General features: G+C 57.4%; 16 protein-coding genes. 12 read left to right on the top strand and 4 right to left on the bottom strand.

Features of this window, described 5'->3' with window-relative positions; translation table 11 throughout:
* Positions 1 to 137: 137 nt before the first annotated feature.
* Positions 138 to 416, bottom strand: a complete 279-nt coding sequence (locus ACPF7Z_RS08380) for a hypothetical protein (protein ID WP_022524309.1) — start codon at positions 414 to 416, stop codon at positions 138 to 140.
* Between the two features lie 408 nt (positions 417 to 824).
* Between ACPF7Z_RS08380 and ACPF7Z_RS08375 the strand changes: the two genes are divergently transcribed.
* Together ACPF7Z_RS08375 and ACPF7Z_RS08370 are read left to right on the top strand one after the other, a co-directional pair.
* On the top strand, positions 825 to 1184 hold the full coding sequence (locus tag ACPF7Z_RS08375; protein WP_425192816.1) for a histone-like nucleoid-structuring protein, MvaT/MvaU family: 360 nt from the start codon (positions 825 to 827) through the stop codon (positions 1182 to 1184).
* A gap of 36 nt (positions 1185 to 1220) precedes the next feature.
* Positions 1221 to 2255: a plasmid replication protein gene (locus ACPF7Z_RS08370; RefSeq protein WP_425192815.1), complete on the top strand. Its 1035-nt coding sequence runs from the start codon at positions 1221 to 1223 to the stop codon at positions 2253 to 2255.
* Between the two features lie 376 nt (positions 2256 to 2631).
* Here the strand turns inward: ACPF7Z_RS08370 and ACPF7Z_RS08365 are convergent, their stop codons facing one another.
* Entirely contained in the window at positions 2632 to 3813 is a 1182-nt protein-coding gene (locus ACPF7Z_RS08365) for a hypothetical protein (protein ID WP_425192814.1), read from the bottom strand.
* 913 nt (positions 3814 to 4726) lie between these two features.
* Positions 4727 to 5281, bottom strand: coding sequence for a JAB domain-containing protein (locus ACPF7Z_RS08360; protein WP_425192813.1), 555 nt, complete (start codon positions 5279 to 5281; stop codon positions 4727 to 4729).
* A gap of 141 nt (positions 5282 to 5422) precedes the next feature.
* Here ACPF7Z_RS08360 and ACPF7Z_RS08355 point away from each other — a divergent pair, with 141 nt between their 5' ends.
* From ACPF7Z_RS08355 to ACPF7Z_RS08310, 10 genes are all read left to right on the top strand, one after another.
* A complete protein-coding gene (locus tag ACPF7Z_RS08355; protein WP_425192812.1) occupies positions 5423 to 6331 on the top strand; it encodes an ArdC family protein in 909 nt (302 codons plus the stop codon).
* Positions 6332 to 6458: 127 nt separating this feature from the next.
* The gene (locus ACPF7Z_RS08350; protein WP_425192811.1) at positions 6459 to 7493 is read left to right on the top strand and encodes a DNA-binding protein; all 1035 of its coding nucleotides are present in this window, start codon (positions 6459 to 6461) and stop codon (positions 7491 to 7493) included.
* Positions 7494 to 7506: 13 nt separating this feature from the next.
* Positions 7507 to 8544 carry an endonuclease/exonuclease/phosphatase family protein gene (locus tag ACPF7Z_RS08345; protein ID WP_425192810.1) on the top strand — a complete coding sequence of 346 codons (1038 nt, stop codon included), beginning with the start codon at positions 7507 to 7509 and terminating at the stop codon, positions 8542 to 8544.
* 262 nt (positions 8545 to 8806) lie between these two features.
* Positions 8807 to 9472 carry a TnsA endonuclease C-terminal domain-containing protein gene (locus ACPF7Z_RS08340; RefSeq protein ID WP_425192809.1) on the top strand — a complete coding sequence of 222 codons (666 nt, stop codon included), beginning with the start codon at positions 8807 to 8809 and terminating at the stop codon, positions 9470 to 9472.
* Positions 9459 to 11546, top strand: a complete 2088-nt coding sequence (locus tag ACPF7Z_RS08335) for a Mu transposase C-terminal domain-containing protein (RefSeq protein WP_425192808.1) — start codon at positions 9459 to 9461, stop codon at positions 11544 to 11546. The genes ACPF7Z_RS08340 and ACPF7Z_RS08335 overlap by 14 nt, the downstream gene beginning before the upstream one ends.
* Positions 11539 to 13155 carry an ATP-binding protein gene (locus ACPF7Z_RS08330; RefSeq protein ID WP_425192807.1) on the top strand — a complete coding sequence of 539 codons (1617 nt, stop codon included), beginning with the start codon at positions 11539 to 11541 and terminating at the stop codon, positions 13153 to 13155. Before ACPF7Z_RS08335 ends, ACPF7Z_RS08330 begins: the two co-directional genes overlap by 8 nt.
* A complete protein-coding gene (locus ACPF7Z_RS08325) occupies positions 13155 to 14669 on the top strand; it encodes a TnsD family Tn7-like transposition protein (RefSeq protein ID WP_425192806.1) in 1515 nt (504 codons plus the stop codon). Before ACPF7Z_RS08330 ends, ACPF7Z_RS08325 begins: the two co-directional genes overlap by 1 nt.
* Positions 14666 to 16279 (top strand): Tn7-like element transposition protein TnsE, encoded by a 1614-nt coding sequence (locus tag ACPF7Z_RS08320; RefSeq protein ID WP_425192805.1) that lies wholly within the window; start codon positions 14666 to 14668, stop codon positions 16277 to 16279. Before ACPF7Z_RS08325 ends, ACPF7Z_RS08320 begins: the two co-directional genes overlap by 4 nt.
* Before the next feature lie 303 nt (positions 16280 to 16582).
* Complete coding sequence (locus ACPF7Z_RS08315; RefSeq protein ID WP_425192804.1) at positions 16583 to 17575, top strand: GlxA family transcriptional regulator; 993 nt, start codon at positions 16583 to 16585, stop codon at positions 17573 to 17575.
* Between the two features lie 136 nt (positions 17576 to 17711).
* Positions 17712 to 18260, top strand: a complete 549-nt coding sequence (locus ACPF7Z_RS08310) for a cysteine hydrolase family protein (protein ID WP_425192803.1) — start codon at positions 17712 to 17714, stop codon at positions 18258 to 18260.
* 495 nt (positions 18261 to 18755) lie between these two features.
* Here the strand turns inward: ACPF7Z_RS08310 and leuE are convergent, their stop codons facing one another.
* Complete coding sequence (gene leuE, locus ACPF7Z_RS08305) at positions 18756 to 19400, bottom strand: leucine efflux protein LeuE (RefSeq protein WP_425192802.1); 645 nt, start codon at positions 19398 to 19400, stop codon at positions 18756 to 18758.
* Between the last annotated feature and the right edge of the window lie 161 nt (positions 19401 to 19561).

Raw genomic sequence — 19561 nt, 5'->3', positions numbered from 1 at the left:
GTCTCCTGCGCAGATGGTTGGCGGGCTCGCCCGGGCCGCGGCCTCGCGGGCACCGCCAGGTGAATTCAGCCATGGCCATCACTTCCCCTGGCCAGGGAGCGATGAGCAAGGTCTCCCGTGTAGCAGCGCATCGATCGCTACACCTCCTCGAGGCACCATTCAGCAAAGGCCTCCTGCTGATGCTCGCTACAGGGGGCAAAGCCGGTGAAGCGGCCACCCTCGATCCTGATCTCATCGAAGCGCCCCATGGTGTCGCGGTAGTAGACTCGCCGCCGCCCCAGGTCACCCAGCTCAGCAGTCAGGCGGTCGATGACGCCCTGGGCATCGTTGGTGATGGAGCGCGGCCCATCCTGATCGATGATCACCACCAAGGTGTCGCTGACGAGCGCGATCTTGTAGATGGCCTGTAGCTTCATGCGTGAATCCTTCTCCAGTGGCCCTCAGGACAGGCTAGTTACCCCTATCGCCCTTCTCTACTTTCTTAAAGGACCATTTTAATAAGTAGAGATATGGATAGCCAGCCCGAGCTACATTTTTTGTGGATTATAAGCATCACTCACAACCCCGCTCTTAATTCCTATCTTATTGGTATTAAAAGCATTTTCCGGTTTTCCTGTCGGTTTTTAGGCGCCTGTACGCAAAATCTGAGAGGCTTTGCTCGCCATACCCTTGCGGATTTCGCCAGATCGCGCCATTTCGCACGCTCCCCGAGGCCACCCCGAGGGCGCCAGTCTGGTCAACATCATCCAGGCCGTGCCATTGACACCGGACTTCCATGCCGCCAATATGTGCTTTGCACACTTGCCATATTCAGAGGAATCTCGATGAGCATGCTCTCCAGGTACTTCCAGCTCGAGCAGGAAATCAAAACGATACGCAAGAAGATGCAGGATTTAGAAGAGTCTCCTCAGTTCCAGAAAGAAAAGGAATTTCTGGATAAGCTGAGGGAGCTGATGAATGAATATGACAAGTCTCCCGGCGAGATTATTGCCGCACTGGCTCCTGATTCATCACCAGAACCTTCTAGCAGTAAAACAAGGCGGAAGCGCAAACTTAAAGTTTACAAGAATCCAGAAACTGGTGAGATTGTCGAGACTAGAGGCGGCAACCAGAAGACTTTGAAGGCTTGGAAAGAGCAGTACGGGTCAGAAACTGTTGACTCCTGGCTGATTGAAGAGAAATAAAAGGCCACATTTAGCAGCAGGCTGTAGGGGTTTACGATGTCGAAAAAGCGCAGCAATGACAAGGACATACAGGCAATATCGGTGAGCAAGACGCCGCAGCTCGACCTTTTCAGCCTGCTGGATGCTCGTGATAAAGACTACAGCAACAGCATCGACATTTATGACTCTTTGCCCAAATACTCATTAGATAGGCGCCGCCGTTTCACAGATATTCGTCAAGCGGCGGCAAAGGAAAGAGAGTGCCGTGTCGGTGGAAGAGTTATAAAGGTAAAGGTTCGCCCTGCCCTTATCGAAACACGCCCCGGAGAACCGGAGCTTGTTTATCCTGGTGAGCGTGAAGAAATCATTGAAGATGCTCTAAGAAAACTCGCCGTAAACGGCGGAATTGCAATGATCGATGGAAAAGTTGGTGTGCTTTTTACTTTTTACCAGCTTCGCAATGAGCTTAAAAAGAATAATCACGAATTCAAGCTCAGCGAGATAAAAGAGGCCATACTTGTGTGCCGTGGCGCACAGCTTGAGACGGTCTCTGAGGACGGCGAAACAGTAATCTCATCCAGCTTTTTCCCTATGGTAGGGCTCACCACAAGAAAAGACCTGAAACTACGCGAAGGCGATACAAAGTGTTATGTGCAGTTCAATCCATTGGTAACGGACAGCATTCATAACCATACTTTCAGGCTGTATGACTACAAAACTTCTATGGCAATCAAGAGCCCATTGGCTCGCTATATACATAAGAGAATGAGCCACCACTGGAGCCAAGCATCCTCCAGCAACCCCTACACGCCGCGCCTTGTCTCATTCCTCAAAGGGAGCCCAAGGGGCCTCTCTGACCTCATGAAGACGAACGTGAGGGCCATGAAGACAGCTCTTGAAACGCTGAAGGAACACAATGTCATCGAAAGTTACGATGATGGAGAACGAATAAAGGATGGAAAGAAACTGGTTGATATTGTCTACAGGATATACCCCACCAAAGAATTTGTTAAGGTGGTGAAAAAGGCAAACTACAAGAATGGTATAGTTACTGCCAAGAAGGCTTTAACAAACTCTGGGAAGAGTGAATAGACCTCATATAAACTCCTCTAATCAAGCTGGCCGCAGGATGTTTTCTGCGGCCATTTTTATTAGGCGAGAATTTGCTAATACCGAAAACCGCTCCCCTCTCCAGATAGGATAAGTCTGCTGCACCGCTGCCCACCTCGAGCACTGTTCCCGGCCGTGAGGGCATAGGTGGAAACACTGCACCGATGGCTGCCCCGGCCGCCGTCTCCTCGCCGTGCCGGTAGGTGGGAACGCTGTACCGATGGCCGCTCCGGGCGCCAGCACCGGCCCTGCCGATAGGTGGGGATGCTGCGCCGATGTGCACCTCGAGCACCGTCTCCTGGCCGTGCCGGTAGGTGGGAATGCTGCGCCGTAGGCCACCTTGAGCACCGGCTCCAGGTCACATGCTGGCGTAGGTGGGAACACTGCACCGATGGCTGCCCCGGGCGCCAGCACCGGCCCTGCCGATAGGTGGGGATGCTGCGCCGATGGGCACCTCGAGCACCGTCTCCTGGCCGTGCCGGCAGGTGGGAACGCTGCACCGATGGCCACCACGGGCGCCAGCACCGGCCTTGCCGATAGGTGGGAACGCTGCGCCGAAGACCGCCCTGGGCACCGGCACCCGGCCTTGCTGATAGGTGGGAACGCTGCGCCGAAGACCGCCCTGGGCACCGGCACCCGGCCTTGCTGATAGGTGGGAACGCTGCACCGCAGGCCGCCTGCAACGCGCCTGTCTTGGGAGGAGCTGCGAGGATCGCCAGCCGCAGGTGAAAGCACGATCGCTGCCATCGTCCGTGAAAGTACGATGAGCACTGACTCCCGGCCCTGCCGATAGGTGGGAACGCTGTACCGCAGGCCGTCCTGGGCGCCAGCTCCCGGCCGTGCCGGTAGGTGGGGATGCTGCACCGATGGCCACCTCGAGCGCCGGCTCGAGGTCATGCTGGCGTAGGTGGGAACGCTGCACCGCAGGCCGCCCTGGGCGCCAGCACCCTGCCCTGCTGACAGGTGGGAATACTGCACCGATGGCTGCCTCGAGCACCGTCTCCTGGCCGTGCCGGTAGGTGGGAACGCTGTACCGATGGCCACCTCGAGCCCCGTCACCCGGCCTTGTCAGTAGGTGGGAACGCTGCACCGCAGGCCGTCCTGGGCGCCGATTCTCGGCCTTGCCGATAGGTGGGAACGCTGCACCGATGGCCGCCCTGGGCGCCAGCACCGGCCCTGCCGATAGGTGGGAACGCTGCGCCGATGGCCGCGCTGGGCACCGGCTCCCGGCCCTGCCGGTAGGTGGGGATGCTGCACCGATGGCCCCCTGGGGCGCCAGCTGCCGGCCGTGCCGGTAGGTGGGGATGCTGCGCCGATGGCCGCGCTGGGCACCGTCTCCTGGCCGTGCCGGTAGGTGGGAATGCTGCGCCGTAGGCCACCTTGAGCACCGGCTCCAGGTCACATGCTGGCGTAGGTGGGAACACTGCACCGATGGCTGCCCCGGGCGCCAGCACCGGCCCTGCCGATAGGTGGGGATGCTGCGCCGATGGGCACCTCGAGCACCGTCTCCTGGCCGTGCCGGCAGGTGGGAACGCTGCACCGATGGCCACCACGGGCGCCAGCACCGGCCTTGCCGATAGGTGGGGACGCTGCGCCGCATGTGAACGCACGATCGCTGCCACCATCCGTGAAACCACGATGGGCACCGGCCACAGCTCTGCCTCCTCTTGTGCTCAAGCAGGAACCTACGGCTCCCCTACCCTCCATACCTAAGCCCAGGCCAGTCGAGATCCAGCCCATCCCCGCTCTGTCCTCGAGCTGCCGACCTGGGGGCAAGGCATCGCTCCAAATGTTAACGGTATAAAGTGTGTGTGGCCCGTCCCGGTATCCACATTTGTTGTGGGCAACCTTGTGGGTAAGTGCCATTTCGTAGGTGGGGATGCTGCACCGAAGGCGGCCACTTTCGGTGGGGATGTTGCACTGGTTACTTTTTAATCAGTTGGGTGGCTGCTTTTTTCGGTGGGAATGCTGCACCGAAAGGGAGAGCCCAGATGGAGGAGTGACTGTCAATCGGGATGGCGGCCGTTTTCATAGGTGGGAATGCTGCACCGAAGGCGCCACAACCCCATCAAATGTGGACAATTTCGAGTTTTCTGTGGGTATCTCTTGAATAACTTTGGGCCATAGGTGGGGATGTTGCACCGCAGGCGGTGGGGATGTTGCACCGCAAGCGGTGGGGATGCTGCACCGATATTTCGGCAAACATCCATTTAACTCATCAGGTTACCCGCTTTTCTACCGCCCCTATCCCTGTTTTAGCCCCGCCCAAACCCTATAACCCTTTTACTACCTATAACCGCATAGACGGTTCGGGACGATCGACCATCGGCAGGTATGGGCTTCGAGCCATCACCACAGGAGCCCTAACTGCTTCCCAGGCCCATACACTGGCCATGAAAAAACCCCTCCAGCAAAGCTGCCAGAGGGGCTATGAAGCGGCTAGGCCGCTATCGCTACATCAAGCCTCGTTCAGCGAAGCTCGTGCATTCCGTGCCTGCCACGATGATGTGATCAAGCACTCTCACGTCGAGCAACCCAAGAACCTCCTGGATGCGCTTCGTGATCTGACGATCTGCATGACTCGGCTCTGTCGTCGCCGCGGGGTGGTTATGCGATAGGATCACAGCCCCAGCATTCACCTCCAGAGCCCTACGAGCTATTTCACGCGGGTAGACCGAAGCACTGTCCAGCGTGCCCCGGAACAGCTCTTCATGCTCGATCAACCGATGCTGGGAATCCAGCCAGCTAACCGAGAAGACCTCGTAGGGCACGGTGGCATAGCGAAGCGTCAGGTAGTCCAGAACGATGTTCGGCCGAGTGAAAACGGCGTGAAAGTCCTGGTACTTGCCATAGACCCGGCTCTCGATGATCCGCAGAGCCTCTGCGATCACAGCGTCCTCTTCCTTCTTGCGCTGGCCAGGTTCCACTGCAAGCCCCTTTCCAGGGAAGGCATAGACCTCAGCCGGCTCGGATACTGCGAACAGATCCATTTGGTTCGTGCGCTTCATCACATTCTCCTCTCTCTCATACCCGTTGCCGGGCCTCACCCAGAGATAGGGAGATCACTGACCTGGCCGCCCTTCGTGTCACCACCCGCCCTATCTCCCCACGAGACCTGCATTCCGCAGGAATGAGAGAGGAGATGGATCATGAGCAAGAGCAAGCGTGCGATCGACGGCATTCGGGAAGCACTCATCCAGGGCCTGAAGGAAGGCACCGCCCCCTGGCAGAAACCCTGGAAGCCTGGTGACACGGATGTGAGCCAGCCCTACAACGCCTCATCAGGCCGCGTGTATACGGGTTGGTCGAATATCGTGAGCCTCTGGGTCGCAGCAGATCGATTCGGCTACACGAGCCCTGCCTGGGTCACCTTCAAGCAAGCGAAGGATCTTGGCACACACCCTCGCAAGGGTGAGAAGGGCACTCCGGTGGAATTCTGGAAATTCCACAAGAAGCGCGAGAAGGACGAGAACGGCAACATCGAGGAGAAGGTCATCCCGGTGAACCGAATCTTCTACGTCTTCAACGAGCAGCAGCTGGCTGACCCGCTGACGGAAGCTGCCAAGCCCCCCGTCATTGAGGCCCAACCAGAGCCCGTGCAGTTCGTTGCGCGGCTGATTGAGGCCTCAGGGGTAGCTCTGACCTGGGGAGGCGACAAGGCCTACTACCGGCCCTCTACGGACGGTATCCGCCTGCCTCGCCCTGAGCAGTTCCATGAAGTCAGCGAAATTGCGGCGACTGGGCTGCATGAGCTGATTCATGCGACTGGCGCTGCCAACCGCTTGAACCGCGACAAAAGCGATCGCGCTCGAGAGGAGGTAGTAGCGGAAGCTGGCGCCTGGCTTGCTGCCATGCGTTTTGGCTTGCCTGCTACCCCGGAAAACTCCGCGTCCTACCTCACCGGCTGGGCCTCACGGCTTACTGGTGATCAGGCGAAGGAGCTGGACCGTGCTCTGTCGGATGCACAGAAGGCGGTCACCTTCATTGAACAGCTCGCACAAGAGTGCGGGATGCTTGATGAAGACTCGGATTCACCGGCCGCTACTGCGGTTGCGTGACAGCAACACCCATTCAACAGCCTTCCCCCACGGGAAGGCTTTTTTCTGGACGGGCGATTCCCGTGGCGCTATGTATGTATTGTATGTATTATACATACATACAATACATACACCGGGAGAGAGAGGCATGACGATCAAGCCTGAGATCCAACAGCGCATTGTAGCGGCCGCGGAAGAGCTGGTAGCGGAAGGCGTGGACAAGCCCACCAACGAGCAGGTCCGGGAGCGCCTGGGCGGCGGCTCCCTGTCCCATATCTCGCCAGTCATGCGGGAGTGGAGGGAGAGCCAGATGGTCACGGCTGTCGCCATCCGGGACATGCCCAAGGAAATTCGCACGGTCCTCGAGCGCGTTGGTGCTGAGCTGTGGCGTAGCGCCAGCCAGCTGGCGGATGAGGATGTTGAGAGGATTCGCGCCCAGTCGACTGAGCAGCTGAAGGCGGCCCATGACGAACGAGATGAAGCCCTCAGGGAGGTCGAGCGGCTTGAGGCCCGGATCGCGTCCATGCGGGAGGACCACGAACACGAGAAGGCACAGGTTGCACGTCTGACGGAAGAGAACCAGACACTGGCCACCGAAACGGCTACCGCCAAGCAACGCGCCGAGGACGCCATGGAGCGTGTCAACGATCTCCATGGCCAGCTGAGCCGGCAAAGCGACCAGCTGGAGACAGCTCGGGGCCAGGTACAGCAGTTGCAGTCGGCCGTGGATCAGCTGCGCGAGGACAAGGCCTCGATCGGCAACCAGTTGGCCACCGTCGAGAGTGACCTCAAGAGCACCACCAGAGAGCTTGAGGCTGCACGACAGCGGGAAGCACGCCACCAGCAGACCCTGGAAGAGGTCAGCCAGGAGCTGTCCTCGCTCCAGCAGGAGCAGGCCAGCCTGCGCTCGGAGCAAGCCTCGACCGCCAAGCGGAACGACGAGCTGAAGGAAGAGAGCGCCAGCCTACGAAGCACCATCGACCAACTCAGGGCCTCGGCCAGTGAGGCAAACGCCGAGCTGAAGACCGCCCGGGAGCAGATCGAGGAGCTGAAGGGGATCAGGCAAGAGCTGGCCGATACGCGGACAGAACTCGCGGTCTCGCACGCCCGTGAAGAGGTGTTGCGTGGCCAGTTAGACCAGCGCTCCGATGCGTCACAACCGACACGGGGCGATAAATCCTAAGCACGGAGGAACCATGACATTCAAAGCCCCCATCACGATTGCCAGTGCTGTGCTGGCGCTCTCTCCCACCCTGGCGCCAGCCGACATGATCCTGGGTAGCTGGAATGTGCGCCAACTCGGCTGGGACAACGGCAAGGAAGTCGAGAAGGTCGCCCATGTCGCCCAGTCGATGGACCTCATCGCCTTGCAGGAGCTGATGGACGAGAGCGCCCTCGAGGAGCTGGTCGCCCACCTCGAGTCGACAACCGGCGAAGCCTGGGGAGCCATGGCCAGCCATTCCCTTGGCGAGGGGGAGCGTTACCGGGAGCACTACGGCTTTGTCTGGCGCTTGTCGGAGGTGGAGTACGCTGAGGGGGCAGTGGTGTTCCTGGATCATGATGACGTGTTCGCCCGTGAGCCCTACTCAGCCATGTTCCGCGATCGCGAGACGGGGCAGGAGCTGGCGCTGGCCAACCTGCATGTCATCTATGGGGATAGCGTCAGCGAACGTGCGCGGGAGGTGGAGGCCTTGGCCGACTACTGGGGATGGCTGGAGGAGGTCTACCCAGACACGCCGCGAGTCCTGGCCGGCGACTTCAACCTGGAGCCGGACCACGAGGCCTGGGGGCCTCTGCGATCTGCTGGCGCCTCTCCCGCGCTGAATCGTGTGGCGACCACGCTGGCGCATGAGACCGGCGTGTACCGGCACCTCTACGACAACTTCTGGCTCAACCCGAACGAACTCTCCATCAGCGATACTGGTGTGATCCCGTTTCCCACCTTGCTGGGCATGAACCACGAGGAGGCTCGGTCCAGGGTCTCCGACCACGCGCCGATTTTCCTGGCCACCGATGGCGCTGAGATTCAGCTCTATGCCTGGCCTGGCACTGACGCCACACCGAGCGAAGACGTGGCGCCGTCCGACCTGAGCTGCATAGACCTCAACGAGAGCCCGGAGGGTGCCCTGGAGGGGCTGCCCCACATCGGTCCTGCCCGGGCCGAGCTTGTCGCCGAGGGACGCCCCTGGGGCTCTGTGGCGGCGCTGAAGGATATAGATGTGGGAGGAAAATAAAGTATCATCCCTGAAAATAAAGTATCATCCTTGATAATAAAATGTCATCCTAAGCCAGTGTCGGCTATGTTGAATTCAACAACACAAGGCGCTGGCTTTTATGGCTGGAACTTTCAAGGGCCTCAATCAGGCGCAGATCGATAAGCGACTGAAGGAGGGGCGTGGGCAAGGCCGTGGCTCCGACTACAAGCCATTCATATATACCAGGGACGTTTCCTCGCTAGGGCGCTCCCATCGGCTGTTCGGCAGCAAGTGCCAGCGGATGCATCATCTCCTGTCCGATCTCGAGCTTGCGGTCTTCCTTTCGCTGGACTGGTCGCCAAGGGTCGTCGACGTCCGAGAACAGTTTCCCTTGCGGGTTGAGGACACGGTCCGGATCGCCGAAGAAGCCGGCCTTCCTCATGCAAGGTTCAAGGGCACTCCACAGGTGCTGAGCAGCGACTTCCTGGTCGATTTTGATGATTCCGCCAGGCCGGCTATGGCCATCCAGGCCAAGTACAGCAGCGATCTCGAGAAGTCGGAGGTCGTCGAGAGGCTGGAACTCGAGAGGCGGTACTGGGCTGAGAAGGAAATTCCTTGGGCCATCGTCACCGAAAGGGAGGTCTCCAAGACGGCATTCGCTAACATCCAATGGCTCTATCCTGCCCAATCTGAAAATGAGCTCTCCATGGACGAGCTCGATCACTACCAAAAGTTGTATCTGCACGAGTTCCAGCGCGATCCCGACCGGCCGCTTACGACCATCGCCCAAGGTTTGGATATGGCCTATGGGCTGGAACCTGGTCAAGCGCTCTATTGGCTCCGCCAGCTGTTGGCGCAGCACTATTTTCTTTTCGATATCAATAAGCCGTATCGGACGCTCAAGGCGGCGGATCTTACTGGAATTCCCCAAAGCCAATGGCAGGAGGTACTCCGTGCTTCCCGTTAACCAGGTTTTTCGAATTGATGAACATCGTAGGCGCCTGCTCTGGTGTGATGCGGAGCTGGCTATCTGGATCGACATCGATTCGGCCACTGCTCTACCAGCTTCGATTCCAGTCACCGATTTGGAACGGCTGCTCATGGATGGGGCCATTCAGAGAATAGATGATCCCTTCTTGGACAGAACGTTACGGGAAGTAGAAGAAGGCTCCGTTGACCGGCAGAAGCGCGACGCCGCCTGGGCCATGATTACAGAGGCGGTGCTGGATCCCGGTTTGTTCGAGCGCCGGTCCAGGGGGCGAATCGTCACGGCCATCATGCAGCGCCACGGTGTCACCAAGCAGACGGTATACAGGCTCTTGAGGCGTTACTGGCAGCGCGGCATGTGCAAGAACGCCTTGTTACCGGATTACATCAATTCCGGGGGACGAGGGAAGCGCCGTAAACCGGGCCACGTCAAGCTGGGGAGACCACGTATCGTCCGGGATGGCCGAGGAAGCAACATTACTCCTGACATTGAACGTATCTTCCGACGTGTTATCGAGGAGCGGCTGCTCAAGGAAAAGCATCCGTCAGTTACCGATGCCTATGCTGCCGCTTTGAATCTGATCGGGGCCATTCGGCCCGACCTCCCGGCGAAGGAATTACCCACGCTGGAGCAATTCCGCTATTTCTATAGGCGCGAATATCACTTTGTCGACACATTAGCGCGCCGCACTTCCGCCGTCGACTTCGCCAAGGATGTTCGCCCCCTTACGAGTACCTCGACGACCGAGACCCTGGGGCCAGGCCATCGTTATCAAATAGATGCCACCATAGCCGACATTTACCTGGTATCCGAGCATGATCGCAGCCTGATCGTCGGCAGGCCCGTCGTGTACATCGTGGTGGATGTGTTCAGCCGCATGGTGACCGGCATGTACGTTGGTTTCGAGGGACCATCCTGGGTCAGCGCCATGGTGGCCCTGGCTAACACCGTGTTGGACAAGGTGGAATACTGTCGTCAGTACAGCTTGGACATCGATGCCGATGATTGGCCGGTACAGGGCTTACCTGACGTGGTGCTGGCCGATAAAGGTGAACTGAACGGCACCAAGGTCGAGGCATTTTCCCAAGCATTCGGTGTGCGTATAGAAAATGCGTCAGCCCGGCGCGGGGATGCCAAGGGCATAGTAGAGCGCTATTTCAGGACGGCTCAGGATCGTTTCAAGCCTTACGTTAGCGGTGTAGTGGAAGGAACCACCAGCCGCAAGCGTGGCGGGCGTGACTACAGGCTAGACGCCAGCCTGACACTGGCCGAGTTCACCAGGAATATCATCGCCGGCGTCCTTTGGCACAACAACTTCCATACCATGAGCAAGTACGACAGGACCGTCGGCATGCCTGCCAGTCTACCCGCCATACCTGTGAAACTATGGAACTGGGGACTGGCTAATCTGACCGGGCGGTTGCGCACAGCACCAGAGAATTTGGTCCGCATCAATTTGCTGCCTCATGAACAAGCCACCGTATCGGAGCTTGGTATTAGGATCTTCGGCTGCTTCTATACGTGCCAGGAGGCGCTGAAGGAGGGGTGGTTCCACCGGGGACAGGGTCGCAGGCTGCAGAAGATATTGGTGGCCTATGATCCACGCAGTGCCGATCATATTTACATCCGGCCATCCAGCAACCTCAAGGAATACTGGGTTTGCGACCTTGCTGACCGTAGTCGGCGTTTCAAGGGCATGACCTTCTGGGATGTTTGGTTGTTGTCCAGGGCTGAGCGTAGAAGCGATGCTAACGCCGCCATGGAGGCGATGAAGGAAAAAGGCAAACTACTGGAGACGATCGAGTCCATTGCCGACGAGGCAGAACAGAGCAGCCCCGTCCGTTCAGGTATAGCCAGACAGGACCTGGGCGCACAGGTGAGGAAGAACAAGCAGGAAGAAAAGCAGGCTGAGCGCCACACTACTGCCTTCAGGCCTGCCAAGTCGGAGCGGCAGACCGCGGCCGAGGTCGTGCGTATCCACGGCGAGAGTGAAGACGACCACGCCTATCCCGACATGACGGATCTGCTGTTTGGGGAGGATGGTGATGAGTGAGCCATCAACGCAGGGGCAGATCCCCGAGGCGAGTTACCAGGATCCTGGTCTCGAGGAATATCGGGACAACCCCTTGATCTGCGCCCTTCCTCCGGTGATGCCATTAGAGCAGGTGGTATCTGGGTTGCAGCTCAAGCCTCGCTATGACGAGCAGGAACACAATTTGGACGGCAGGCTGAGGGTTCACGCCATCGCCAGGCTGCTTCACTCCTTCTTCCAACCCTTGGGTCATCACCTGCAACTGGAAGCCAAGATCTCCTTGTTGATTCGGCAAGGCTACTTGGGCCGGAACCCGGCGAACGGTTCCTTGTATGCGCACCTACAGAACGGCTTCCAACGTGTGATGACGGAGAACCTGGAGGCCAGAGCTTTCGAAGGTGTCGTATCCACGGCCAATAGCCTGTCCCTGTTCGGATGCTCGGGGTGCGGCAAGAGCCGAACACTCGAACGGATACTCGGTATGTATCCGCAGGCGATCTATCATCCTGAGCATGGTGTCACTCAGTTAACCTACCTAAAAGTTGACTGCCCCATTGATGGCGACCTGGATGAGCTATGCCTGAGCTTCTTTAACCAGGTCGACAAGGTACTGCATACCGACTATAGCCGCAGCCACGGACGCAAGAGGCTCGGTACCAAGCGATTGTTGGCAAGTATGTGCCAAGTGGCCAACCTGCATGCTCTCGGCGTTCTTATCATCGACGAAGTACAGAATCTCAATGAAGCAAGATCCGGCGGCGCAGAGAAGATGCACAATTTTTTTGTGTCTCTGGTGAACACCATCGGGGTGCCGGTGATTCAGGTAGGCACCCATAGAGCCAGGAAATTCTTTCAACGGACGTTCCGGGCTGCACGGCGGGTATCCGGCATGGGCAGCCTCTTCTGGGACAGGCTGCCTAGGGACAAGCAGTGGTCCAAGCTGATGAAACGCCTCTGGCAATACCAGTGGCTACACAATGCTCGGCCCCTGGATGACGAGCTCGAAACCACGATGTACGACCTCACTCAGGGCGTGATGGACATCGTCGTGAAGTTGTTTGTCCTGGCTCAGATCCGTGCTATCGCCACCGGTGCTGAGTGCATTTCTTCGGCTCTGCTGCGTAAGGTCTACGAGGACGAATTGAAGCCGGTGCACCCCATGCTGGCCGCCTTGAGGAGCAACCGACCGGAACTCATTGATCAGTATGACGACCTACAGATGCCGGGGATCGAGACCAGGATGCTTGCCATGGCGGCATCGGTGCCGGAAAAACTGCCGGAAACCAAGGCAGGGCCAAGGGTGAATGATGACAAGGCCAAGCGTCTGCGTGACCTGCTGAATCAGATGGAGATCCCGGAAGATATCGCGGTACCGATGGCTGATGAGATTCTATCCAGTCACCCTGACCTGCCATTGGCCGCCTTGGTCCATAAGGTAACCGCCTATATGGCCGGGACGAAGACCGAGCAACCCAAGGCTAGCAGGGTGAAACGGGCCGAGTGGAAAACTCTACCCGACGGGGATCTACGCCGGGTCCACGTCTCGGGTTCAGAGAGCCAGGCCTACCGGCGGTTCAAGGATCAAGGGTTGGTATTTGACCTTCGTAGCCTTTGGGGGGAGGCGGGCTGATGTACTTCCCCATGCTGCATCAGGATGAACTACTCTACAGCGCCTTGGCTCGTTGCCGGATCCATCTGGGCTTGGACAGCCAAAAGGAGTTGTTGAGACAGCACTTTTCGGACCCTTGGGTGGCTGCTACCACGGATCTGCCAAATCACTTGAGGAAGTTGTTGCAGAACATCGGCAGGCCGTTGGGTCTGGACGCGGCACTCTTGGTTCGTCGTCATACGCTATTCCCGCTGTATGCTCCTTTCATTACTCCAGAACGCCGAGGCCGCCTTGAGAAAGCCATGGTGGAAGATGGCGAGTCAGGTACCTTGGGTCTTTCGGGGATCACCACGGCCGCGGTGAAATGGCCTCCCTGGCTGCGGTTATGTCCCACCTGCCTAGCCAAGATGCACGCTCGGCATGGGGAATACTATTGGCGCCGCGAGTGGCAAGTCATAGGGGCGAATGCCTGTATCGAGCACTTGTGCCGCTTGCGGGATTCCCGTGTACCCTTCCGCCGCATTTCGCGGTATGACTTTCAGGCCGCCTCCCCCTGGAACTGCCCGCACAGGGGGCCACCGGACCCGGCGGATGTAAGCGATCTGCTGATTGCCAGAGGCGTTCGCCAGTTGCTGTCGTCGCCCGGTGCCCCTTCGCCAACGTTTCGCCAGTGGAGTCGTTTCTATCACAGCCTGGCTGTTGAACGAGGAGCGACAACGGGGCACCACGTCCGGATAGACATGCTTTGGCAACGGGTGCTGTCCAGCCACTCCAGTAACTGGTTGGATTCCAATGGTTTGTTGATCTCGAAAGCGCCCTACTGGTTCGTTGCCATGTTCCGCAAGCATCGCAAGTCTTTCAGTTTCCTCCAGCATCTCACTGTCTGGGGCTGCTTCAGGCAGGGACAGGATGCCGGATCACTCTTGCTGGAAGTGGCCCGACTGCCTGATGAAGACAAGTTGAGCGATGAGGTGTCTCAGGTCACTGGTCACACTGATCGGCAGCTTTTTCGGCAGAGGGAAAAGTGGCTCAAAGCGCTGAGTAAGGCCGGGGGAACGAAACGGGCGAGGGAGCAAGGTGGTCAAGCCATCTATTTCTGGCTATACCGTCATGACCGTCAATGGCTGATGGCCACGAATGCCAGCAGGAAAGTCGAACATGGCAACCATTGCCAGATCGATTGGGCCTGGCGAGACCGGCAGTTGGCCAGGCGTTTGATTCGTGTCGAGGGGGAGAGTGCAGAAGACCTGGCTACTCCGCGGCGAAGCCAGACTTGGTTCCTCAGTCAGCTCCCCCATTCTGCTTCGGTAGAGAAGAATCTTCACCGGCTGCCACTCTGCAGTGCCTTCCTCGATAAGTATGCGGAGAGTTTGGGTGAGTACCAGGTGAGGAGGCTGACCAAGGTACTCATCAACGACGCCTTGGCAGGTAGGGCTCGGAACAAGTGGGAATTGAAGCGCCTGTGCGGCCTGCAGTCGTCGCGCACGACCGAGCTGGCCAGGTGTTTCCTACAGGGCCTGGATGAAACATTGTGAAGAAGATTCTTTTCAAGGACATACCGACCGATGCGAAGCTACTGGCCATGGGTAACCACTTCCGGCGCAGCGGTGACCGACAGCCGTGGCGGGTGGCAGCCTATTTCAGGGACGGTCAAGGAGAGGAACTGACTCGTAACCTTGCCGTCGAGGCACTGTGCGTGATGGGATTGGGGCGTCAGTTTGTGCATCTTGAAGATGAGCCCTACAGGAGTGGCGGCTTTAAGCAGGAATTTTCCCTGCCACCGGTGGCTTCTTGGCAGGAACGGCGCTTGGGAGACTGTCCCCGTCTCTCGAGGCGACTGGCCGCGAGGCGGGAAGTGGCCGAGCAGAAATGTTTCGTCTTCGATACCGAGGGGATCACCGTCTGGCTTCCCAAGTTCGAGCTAGCCCGGAAGTTGTTCTTCCATGCTGGATTCCTTGTCAGGGCAGCATACCACCCCAGTGGTTTGGATATTATCTTCAACGTCAAACTGGATGATGAAGAGGCTATCCACATTCATACGCCTGCTAAGACCGGTGCCCCAGTCAGCACCTTAAAGAAGAAGGCTTACCGCAACCTGTTGGCTTGGCTCCTGCTCAACGAAGACGTGCGCCGATCCTTTGATTCCATCTGGATGCTTCTGAACCGTGATCTACGAGAACGTAATGGCTATCAGCGGTGGCAGTTTGATTTTGATCCACCCATTACTCTGGATGGTGTGAAGGTTAACGTTAGGGGCCCCTATGATAGTGATGATAGGGAAATGCTTATCTGGGAAATATCTGGCCTACAGGGCTTGAATGCAAGAACTAGCGAGCAGGAAATTTACTTCCACCATCCCAGCCTGAAGCTGCCGGTCAGAGGGACTGGTGGAGATCGAGGAAGCTCTGGAGCACAAGGTGCCGACGATATAGAGGTGGATACGGAGCAGGAACCGGATGAGGCCAAGGAAAGGCAATTGATAGAACTCCCGATGGAGGATATCGTCTTCTCTAACACCGCTACTACGAAGCTTGCTTATAATGGCAAAAAGGCTGGCATTCTAGGGCAGGAAGTTCAGGGTGAGCTAGAAGGCCCCAATAACCCTAAGGTTTTGGGCATTGGCGATGACGTCATCGGTGGCAGCATCGCTCCGGGAGAATATCAGCAATTAGAAGCGGAAGAGCAGCAGTACTCAAACCGTTTTGTGATGCTCAAAAAGATCATAAGACAGATAGCTGGGGAGTCGGGTGGAAAGATAAGTCTTCAGGAGCTAAAAGTACAGCCGCTGCCCCAGCTTCCGCGTTGTAGCTACCATAAAATGAAAGATGAGCAGCCGCGGTGTTATTTAACAGCGAGATTCAGGTTGGAAGATGGGCGAGAGCGCTATATTTTGGAGGTTGATACGTCAGACAATAAGAAAAAGATGTCCACACGAATAGTGGGTTTTAAGAGTGGGTTGGAAATAGATAATCGTATCGAGAAAATTTTTAAAGGTGTTGTGAAAAACTCGTTGAGTTGGCCAGGTAGCATGTGTAGAAGCTGTGAGGTGTTGTATTCGGTGCATCATCCGAAAGATAGCGAAAGTGATAAGTGTGAAGATAGAATGGCAAGTTGGAGACTTAGGATCAATTCTCGTTTGAAATGACCTCTTGTTTCTTTTAGTCTCTTCAAAAATACCACCGTTGCTGTCATCTTATAATTCGCGATTTTTCTCTGGGAGGTTTGTCGATAGTAATATTGGGGCTCGTCGGGCATCTGGGAAAATACGGGTATCCGGAATAGATGGTTGATGTCCGCCCAGTACAGGTATAGAGCACAACATTGCCACTCCGAATTTTCTGGTTGATAAGCCTTGCAAGCCAGCACCTGAGGAACTTCAGCTTCAGTTTCCATTACCGGATTTAAAGTGGCCGATAGTGGCATCGTCACAAGAGAGACTTAGAGACATATGGGAAAGATGCCGGTGATCGAGATAGGTCTGGTGCTGTATCCGGGGGCACAGCAGGCGGCTGTCCTGGGCCTGACCGACCTGTTCCGTGTGGCGAACCGCATGGCCCTATCGCGTCTTCAGCAATCCGAGCCGCCACTGCGGGTAACGCATTGGCAACAGGCTACTTCCGATGCAACGCCGGTACGCATCTTCGATAGTGGCTCAAACGCGCCTTCCGTGCTGTCGGCGCTGATACTGCCGCCCACGCTTAACGAACCGGTCGGGGCGGATGAAATCTCGTCTCTGACGGCCTGGTTGCGCGAGCGACATACGGATGGCGTCGCCTTGGGATCGGTCTGCGCCGGCGCCTTCCCGCTGGCGGCCACCGGCCTGATGGCGGGCCGCAAGATGACAACCCACTGGACGCATGCCGAATTGCTGCAACAGCGCTATCCCGATGTACACGTGGATGCGGATCAGCTGATCATCGACGATGGTGATGTCATGACGGCCGGAGGACTCATGGCCTGGACGGACTTGGGACTCAAGCTAGTGGATCGACTACTGGGGCCCACGATCATGATCGAGACGGCGCGCATGCTGCTGGTTGATCCTCCCGGCCGGGAACAGCGCTACTACAGCGTGTTTTCTCCCCGATTGACCCACGGGGATGCGGCGGTGCTCAAGGTGCAGCACTGGCTGCAGGCCACCCAGGCCAAGGAGGTCGCACTGCCGACCCTGGCTGCTCAAGCCGGACTGGAAGAGCGCACCCTCCTGCGCCGCTTCCAGAAGGCCACCGGTATGACGACGACCGAATACTGCCAGCGTCTCCGCGTGGGCCGGGCCCGCGAGCTGCTCCAGTTCGGCAACGCTTCCATCGACTGTGTGGCCTGGGAAGTCGGCTACAGCGATCCCAGCGCCTTCCGCAAGGTGTTCACACGCATCGTCGGCTTGTCCCCCAGTGAGTACCGTCGCCGCTTTAGCGCAAGCGCTCATGGCACACACGGATAAGCATCGAGGGCATGGTCTCCTAAGACGGTGGGGAATCGGTGTCGATATCGACACCGAAAATGTCCTTGGCGCCACTTCTCGCCATGTCGGATACCGGCGACCATAGCGGCTATCCATCCACCCAAGGAGCTACACCATGAAAAAGCGTGGTCTCATCGTCATCGATCTGCAAAACGAGTACCTGCCCACCGGCAAGCTGCCCCTGTCTGGCATTGAGGCGGCCGCCGATAATGCCGCCAAGGTGATCGCCGATGCCCGGGCCAAGGACATCCCTGTCTTCCACATCCGCCACGAGTTCGCCAATGGTGAGGCGCCGGTGTTCGTGCCGGGCACGGATGGCGTCGAGATCCAGCCTGATGTCACCCCGGTCGGTGATGAGCCGGTCATCGTCAAGAATCACATCAACGCGTTTCGCGACACGGATCTCAAGCAGCTGCTCGATACGCACGGGGTTGAAGAAGTGGTGATTGTCGGCGCGATGAGTCATATGTGCGTCGACGCCTGCGTGCGCGCAGCCGTTGACATGGGTTACCCAGCCACCGTGTTGCACGATGCCTGCGCTACGCTCGATCTCGAATTCGGTGGCGTCACCGTGCCTGCAGCCCAGGTGCATGCGGCGATGATGGCCGCCTTCGAGTTCGGCTACGCTACTGTGACGTCGACGCAGGCGTATTTAGCGGCGTAAACCACGGCGCCCCAACCCGTGGTAAACCCATGCCCCGGATGCCTGTCTCGCACAAGCACCGGGGGCATGGCAGTTGGTAGGTCGCCTGGTTACTGGCCGATGTTCGACGGCAACCCGAGTCCATCGGCAATGAGCTCGGTCGAGCGGTAGATCGCGTGAGGGGAGTGTCCGAGGTTCAGGATCATCAGTTCATCCGCCTCGACGCGGCCTTGCCGACGATCACGGCTGGTTTGACGGGTGAAATTGATTCCTGAAAGTTATGGAAAGGCGATAGAACGTTAGTATACGGGTATGACACAGCGGGCTATCAAGGTTTCGATACCGTCCCTGATGAGAGAAGCCAACGGCCAGCCATCTCAGATCGCCCGGTCAGAGCCCTCGTGAATGAGGCGAGGTAAGAGAGCTTAGCCGTTCTTCGTGAACCGCCGTATACGGAACCGTACGTACGGTGGTGTGGGAGGGCGCCGGGGGTGACCCCGGCCCCTATCCGATTGATTATGACGTGGCGCTTGCGAGTCGAGCTGAAAATCCAATGAAGAATGTGCCTACTAATGCATTTCCGATGGCAGATAATCTGCGGTTACCCTTAAGACGGCTAATCAGGTATGAGCCGCAGAAAGCTAGAAAACCAAAATATAAGAGGGTAATTGCGAACATCACTGCCGCGAGAATAATAAACGCCACCCAGGAGTCCTCGGCGTGAACATTAATGAACTGTGCAAAGAAGGAGATATAGAATAGCAGCGTCTTGGGGTTCAACAGCGTAACCAGCATACCGCGCCCGATTATCCGTCGGCCATCAGCGTTAACCTTCCTTTCTTCGCACGCTTCGACGGCAGGCTTAAAAACGTCACATATTGTCTGTAAACCCAGATAGAAAAGATATGCAGCGCCTGCATATTGTATAGCGTTGAACAAGGCAGGCGATGAGCTTATGACCGTAGCAAGCCCGCACCATGCCAGAAAAACCAGAATGACGTCACTCAGGAGAATGGAAAATATTGCAGCAAAGCCTCGTTTGATGCCGCTACTGATGCTCGTTTTAATCACAAACATAGTTTCCGGACCTGGCGCCAGGACAATTAGTGTTGCACCGATCAAGTACGTCCAGAAATTTATAACACCAAAATCAGCAAACATACCCCCCCCCTCCAATTTTTTAAGCTTCAACACGTCTGTTTTTACGTAATCATTCGTTATGAAAACGCCTAAGCCAAGTTGCCACTCATTCCATGCAGATTCCAGATAACAGAAAGTCAGCTTATGATCTCAACTGATATTTCAACTTTTCCCAAACCCGG

It is taken from the genome of Halomonas sp. GXIMD04776, assembly GCF_049808615.1.
GTDB lineage: Bacteria > Pseudomonadota > Gammaproteobacteria > Pseudomonadales > Halomonadaceae > Modicisalibacter.
The sequence above is the reverse complement of the archived record's forward strand: the minus strand, read 5'-3'. Positions and strand labels throughout refer to the sequence as shown.

Coding starts and splice junctions, on each gene's coding strand:
- ACPF7Z_RS08350 (WP_425192811.1), top strand. CDS start 6,459: ATGACGATCAAGCCTGAGATCCAACAGCGCATTGTAGCGGCCGCGGAA.
- ACPF7Z_RS08370 (WP_425192815.1), top strand. CDS start 1,221: ATGTCGAAAAAGCGCAGCAATGACAAGGACATACAGGCAATATCGGTG.
- ACPF7Z_RS08375 (WP_425192816.1), top strand. CDS start 825: ATGAGCATGCTCTCCAGGTACTTCCAGCTCGAGCAGGAAATCAAAACG.
- ACPF7Z_RS08315 (WP_425192804.1), top strand. CDS start 16,583: ATGGGAAAGATGCCGGTGATCGAGATAGGTCTGGTGCTGTATCCGGGG.
- ACPF7Z_RS08325 (WP_425192806.1), top strand. CDS start 13,155: ATGTACTTCCCCATGCTGCATCAGGATGAACTACTCTACAGCGCCTTG.
- ACPF7Z_RS08310 (WP_425192803.1), top strand. CDS start 17,712: ATGAAAAAGCGTGGTCTCATCGTCATCGATCTGCAAAACGAGTACCTG.
- ACPF7Z_RS08360 (WP_425192813.1), bottom strand. CDS start 5,281: ATGAAGCGCACGAACCAAATGGATCTGTTCGCAGTATCCGAGCCGGCT.
- ACPF7Z_RS08330 (WP_425192807.1), top strand. CDS start 11,539: ATGAGTGAGCCATCAACGCAGGGGCAGATCCCCGAGGCGAGTTACCAG.
- ACPF7Z_RS08380 (WP_022524309.1), bottom strand. CDS start 416: ATGAAGCTACAGGCCATCTACAAGATCGCGCTCGTCAGCGACACCTTG.
- ACPF7Z_RS08355 (WP_425192812.1), top strand. CDS start 5,423: ATGAGCAAGAGCAAGCGTGCGATCGACGGCATTCGGGAAGCACTCATC.
- ACPF7Z_RS08340 (WP_425192809.1), top strand. CDS start 8,807: ATGCATCATCTCCTGTCCGATCTCGAGCTTGCGGTCTTCCTTTCGCTG.
- ACPF7Z_RS08345 (WP_425192810.1), top strand. CDS start 7,507: ATGACATTCAAAGCCCCCATCACGATTGCCAGTGCTGTGCTGGCGCTC.
- leuE (WP_425192802.1), bottom strand. CDS start 19,400: ATGTTTGCTGATTTTGGTGTTATAAATTTCTGGACGTACTTGATCGGT.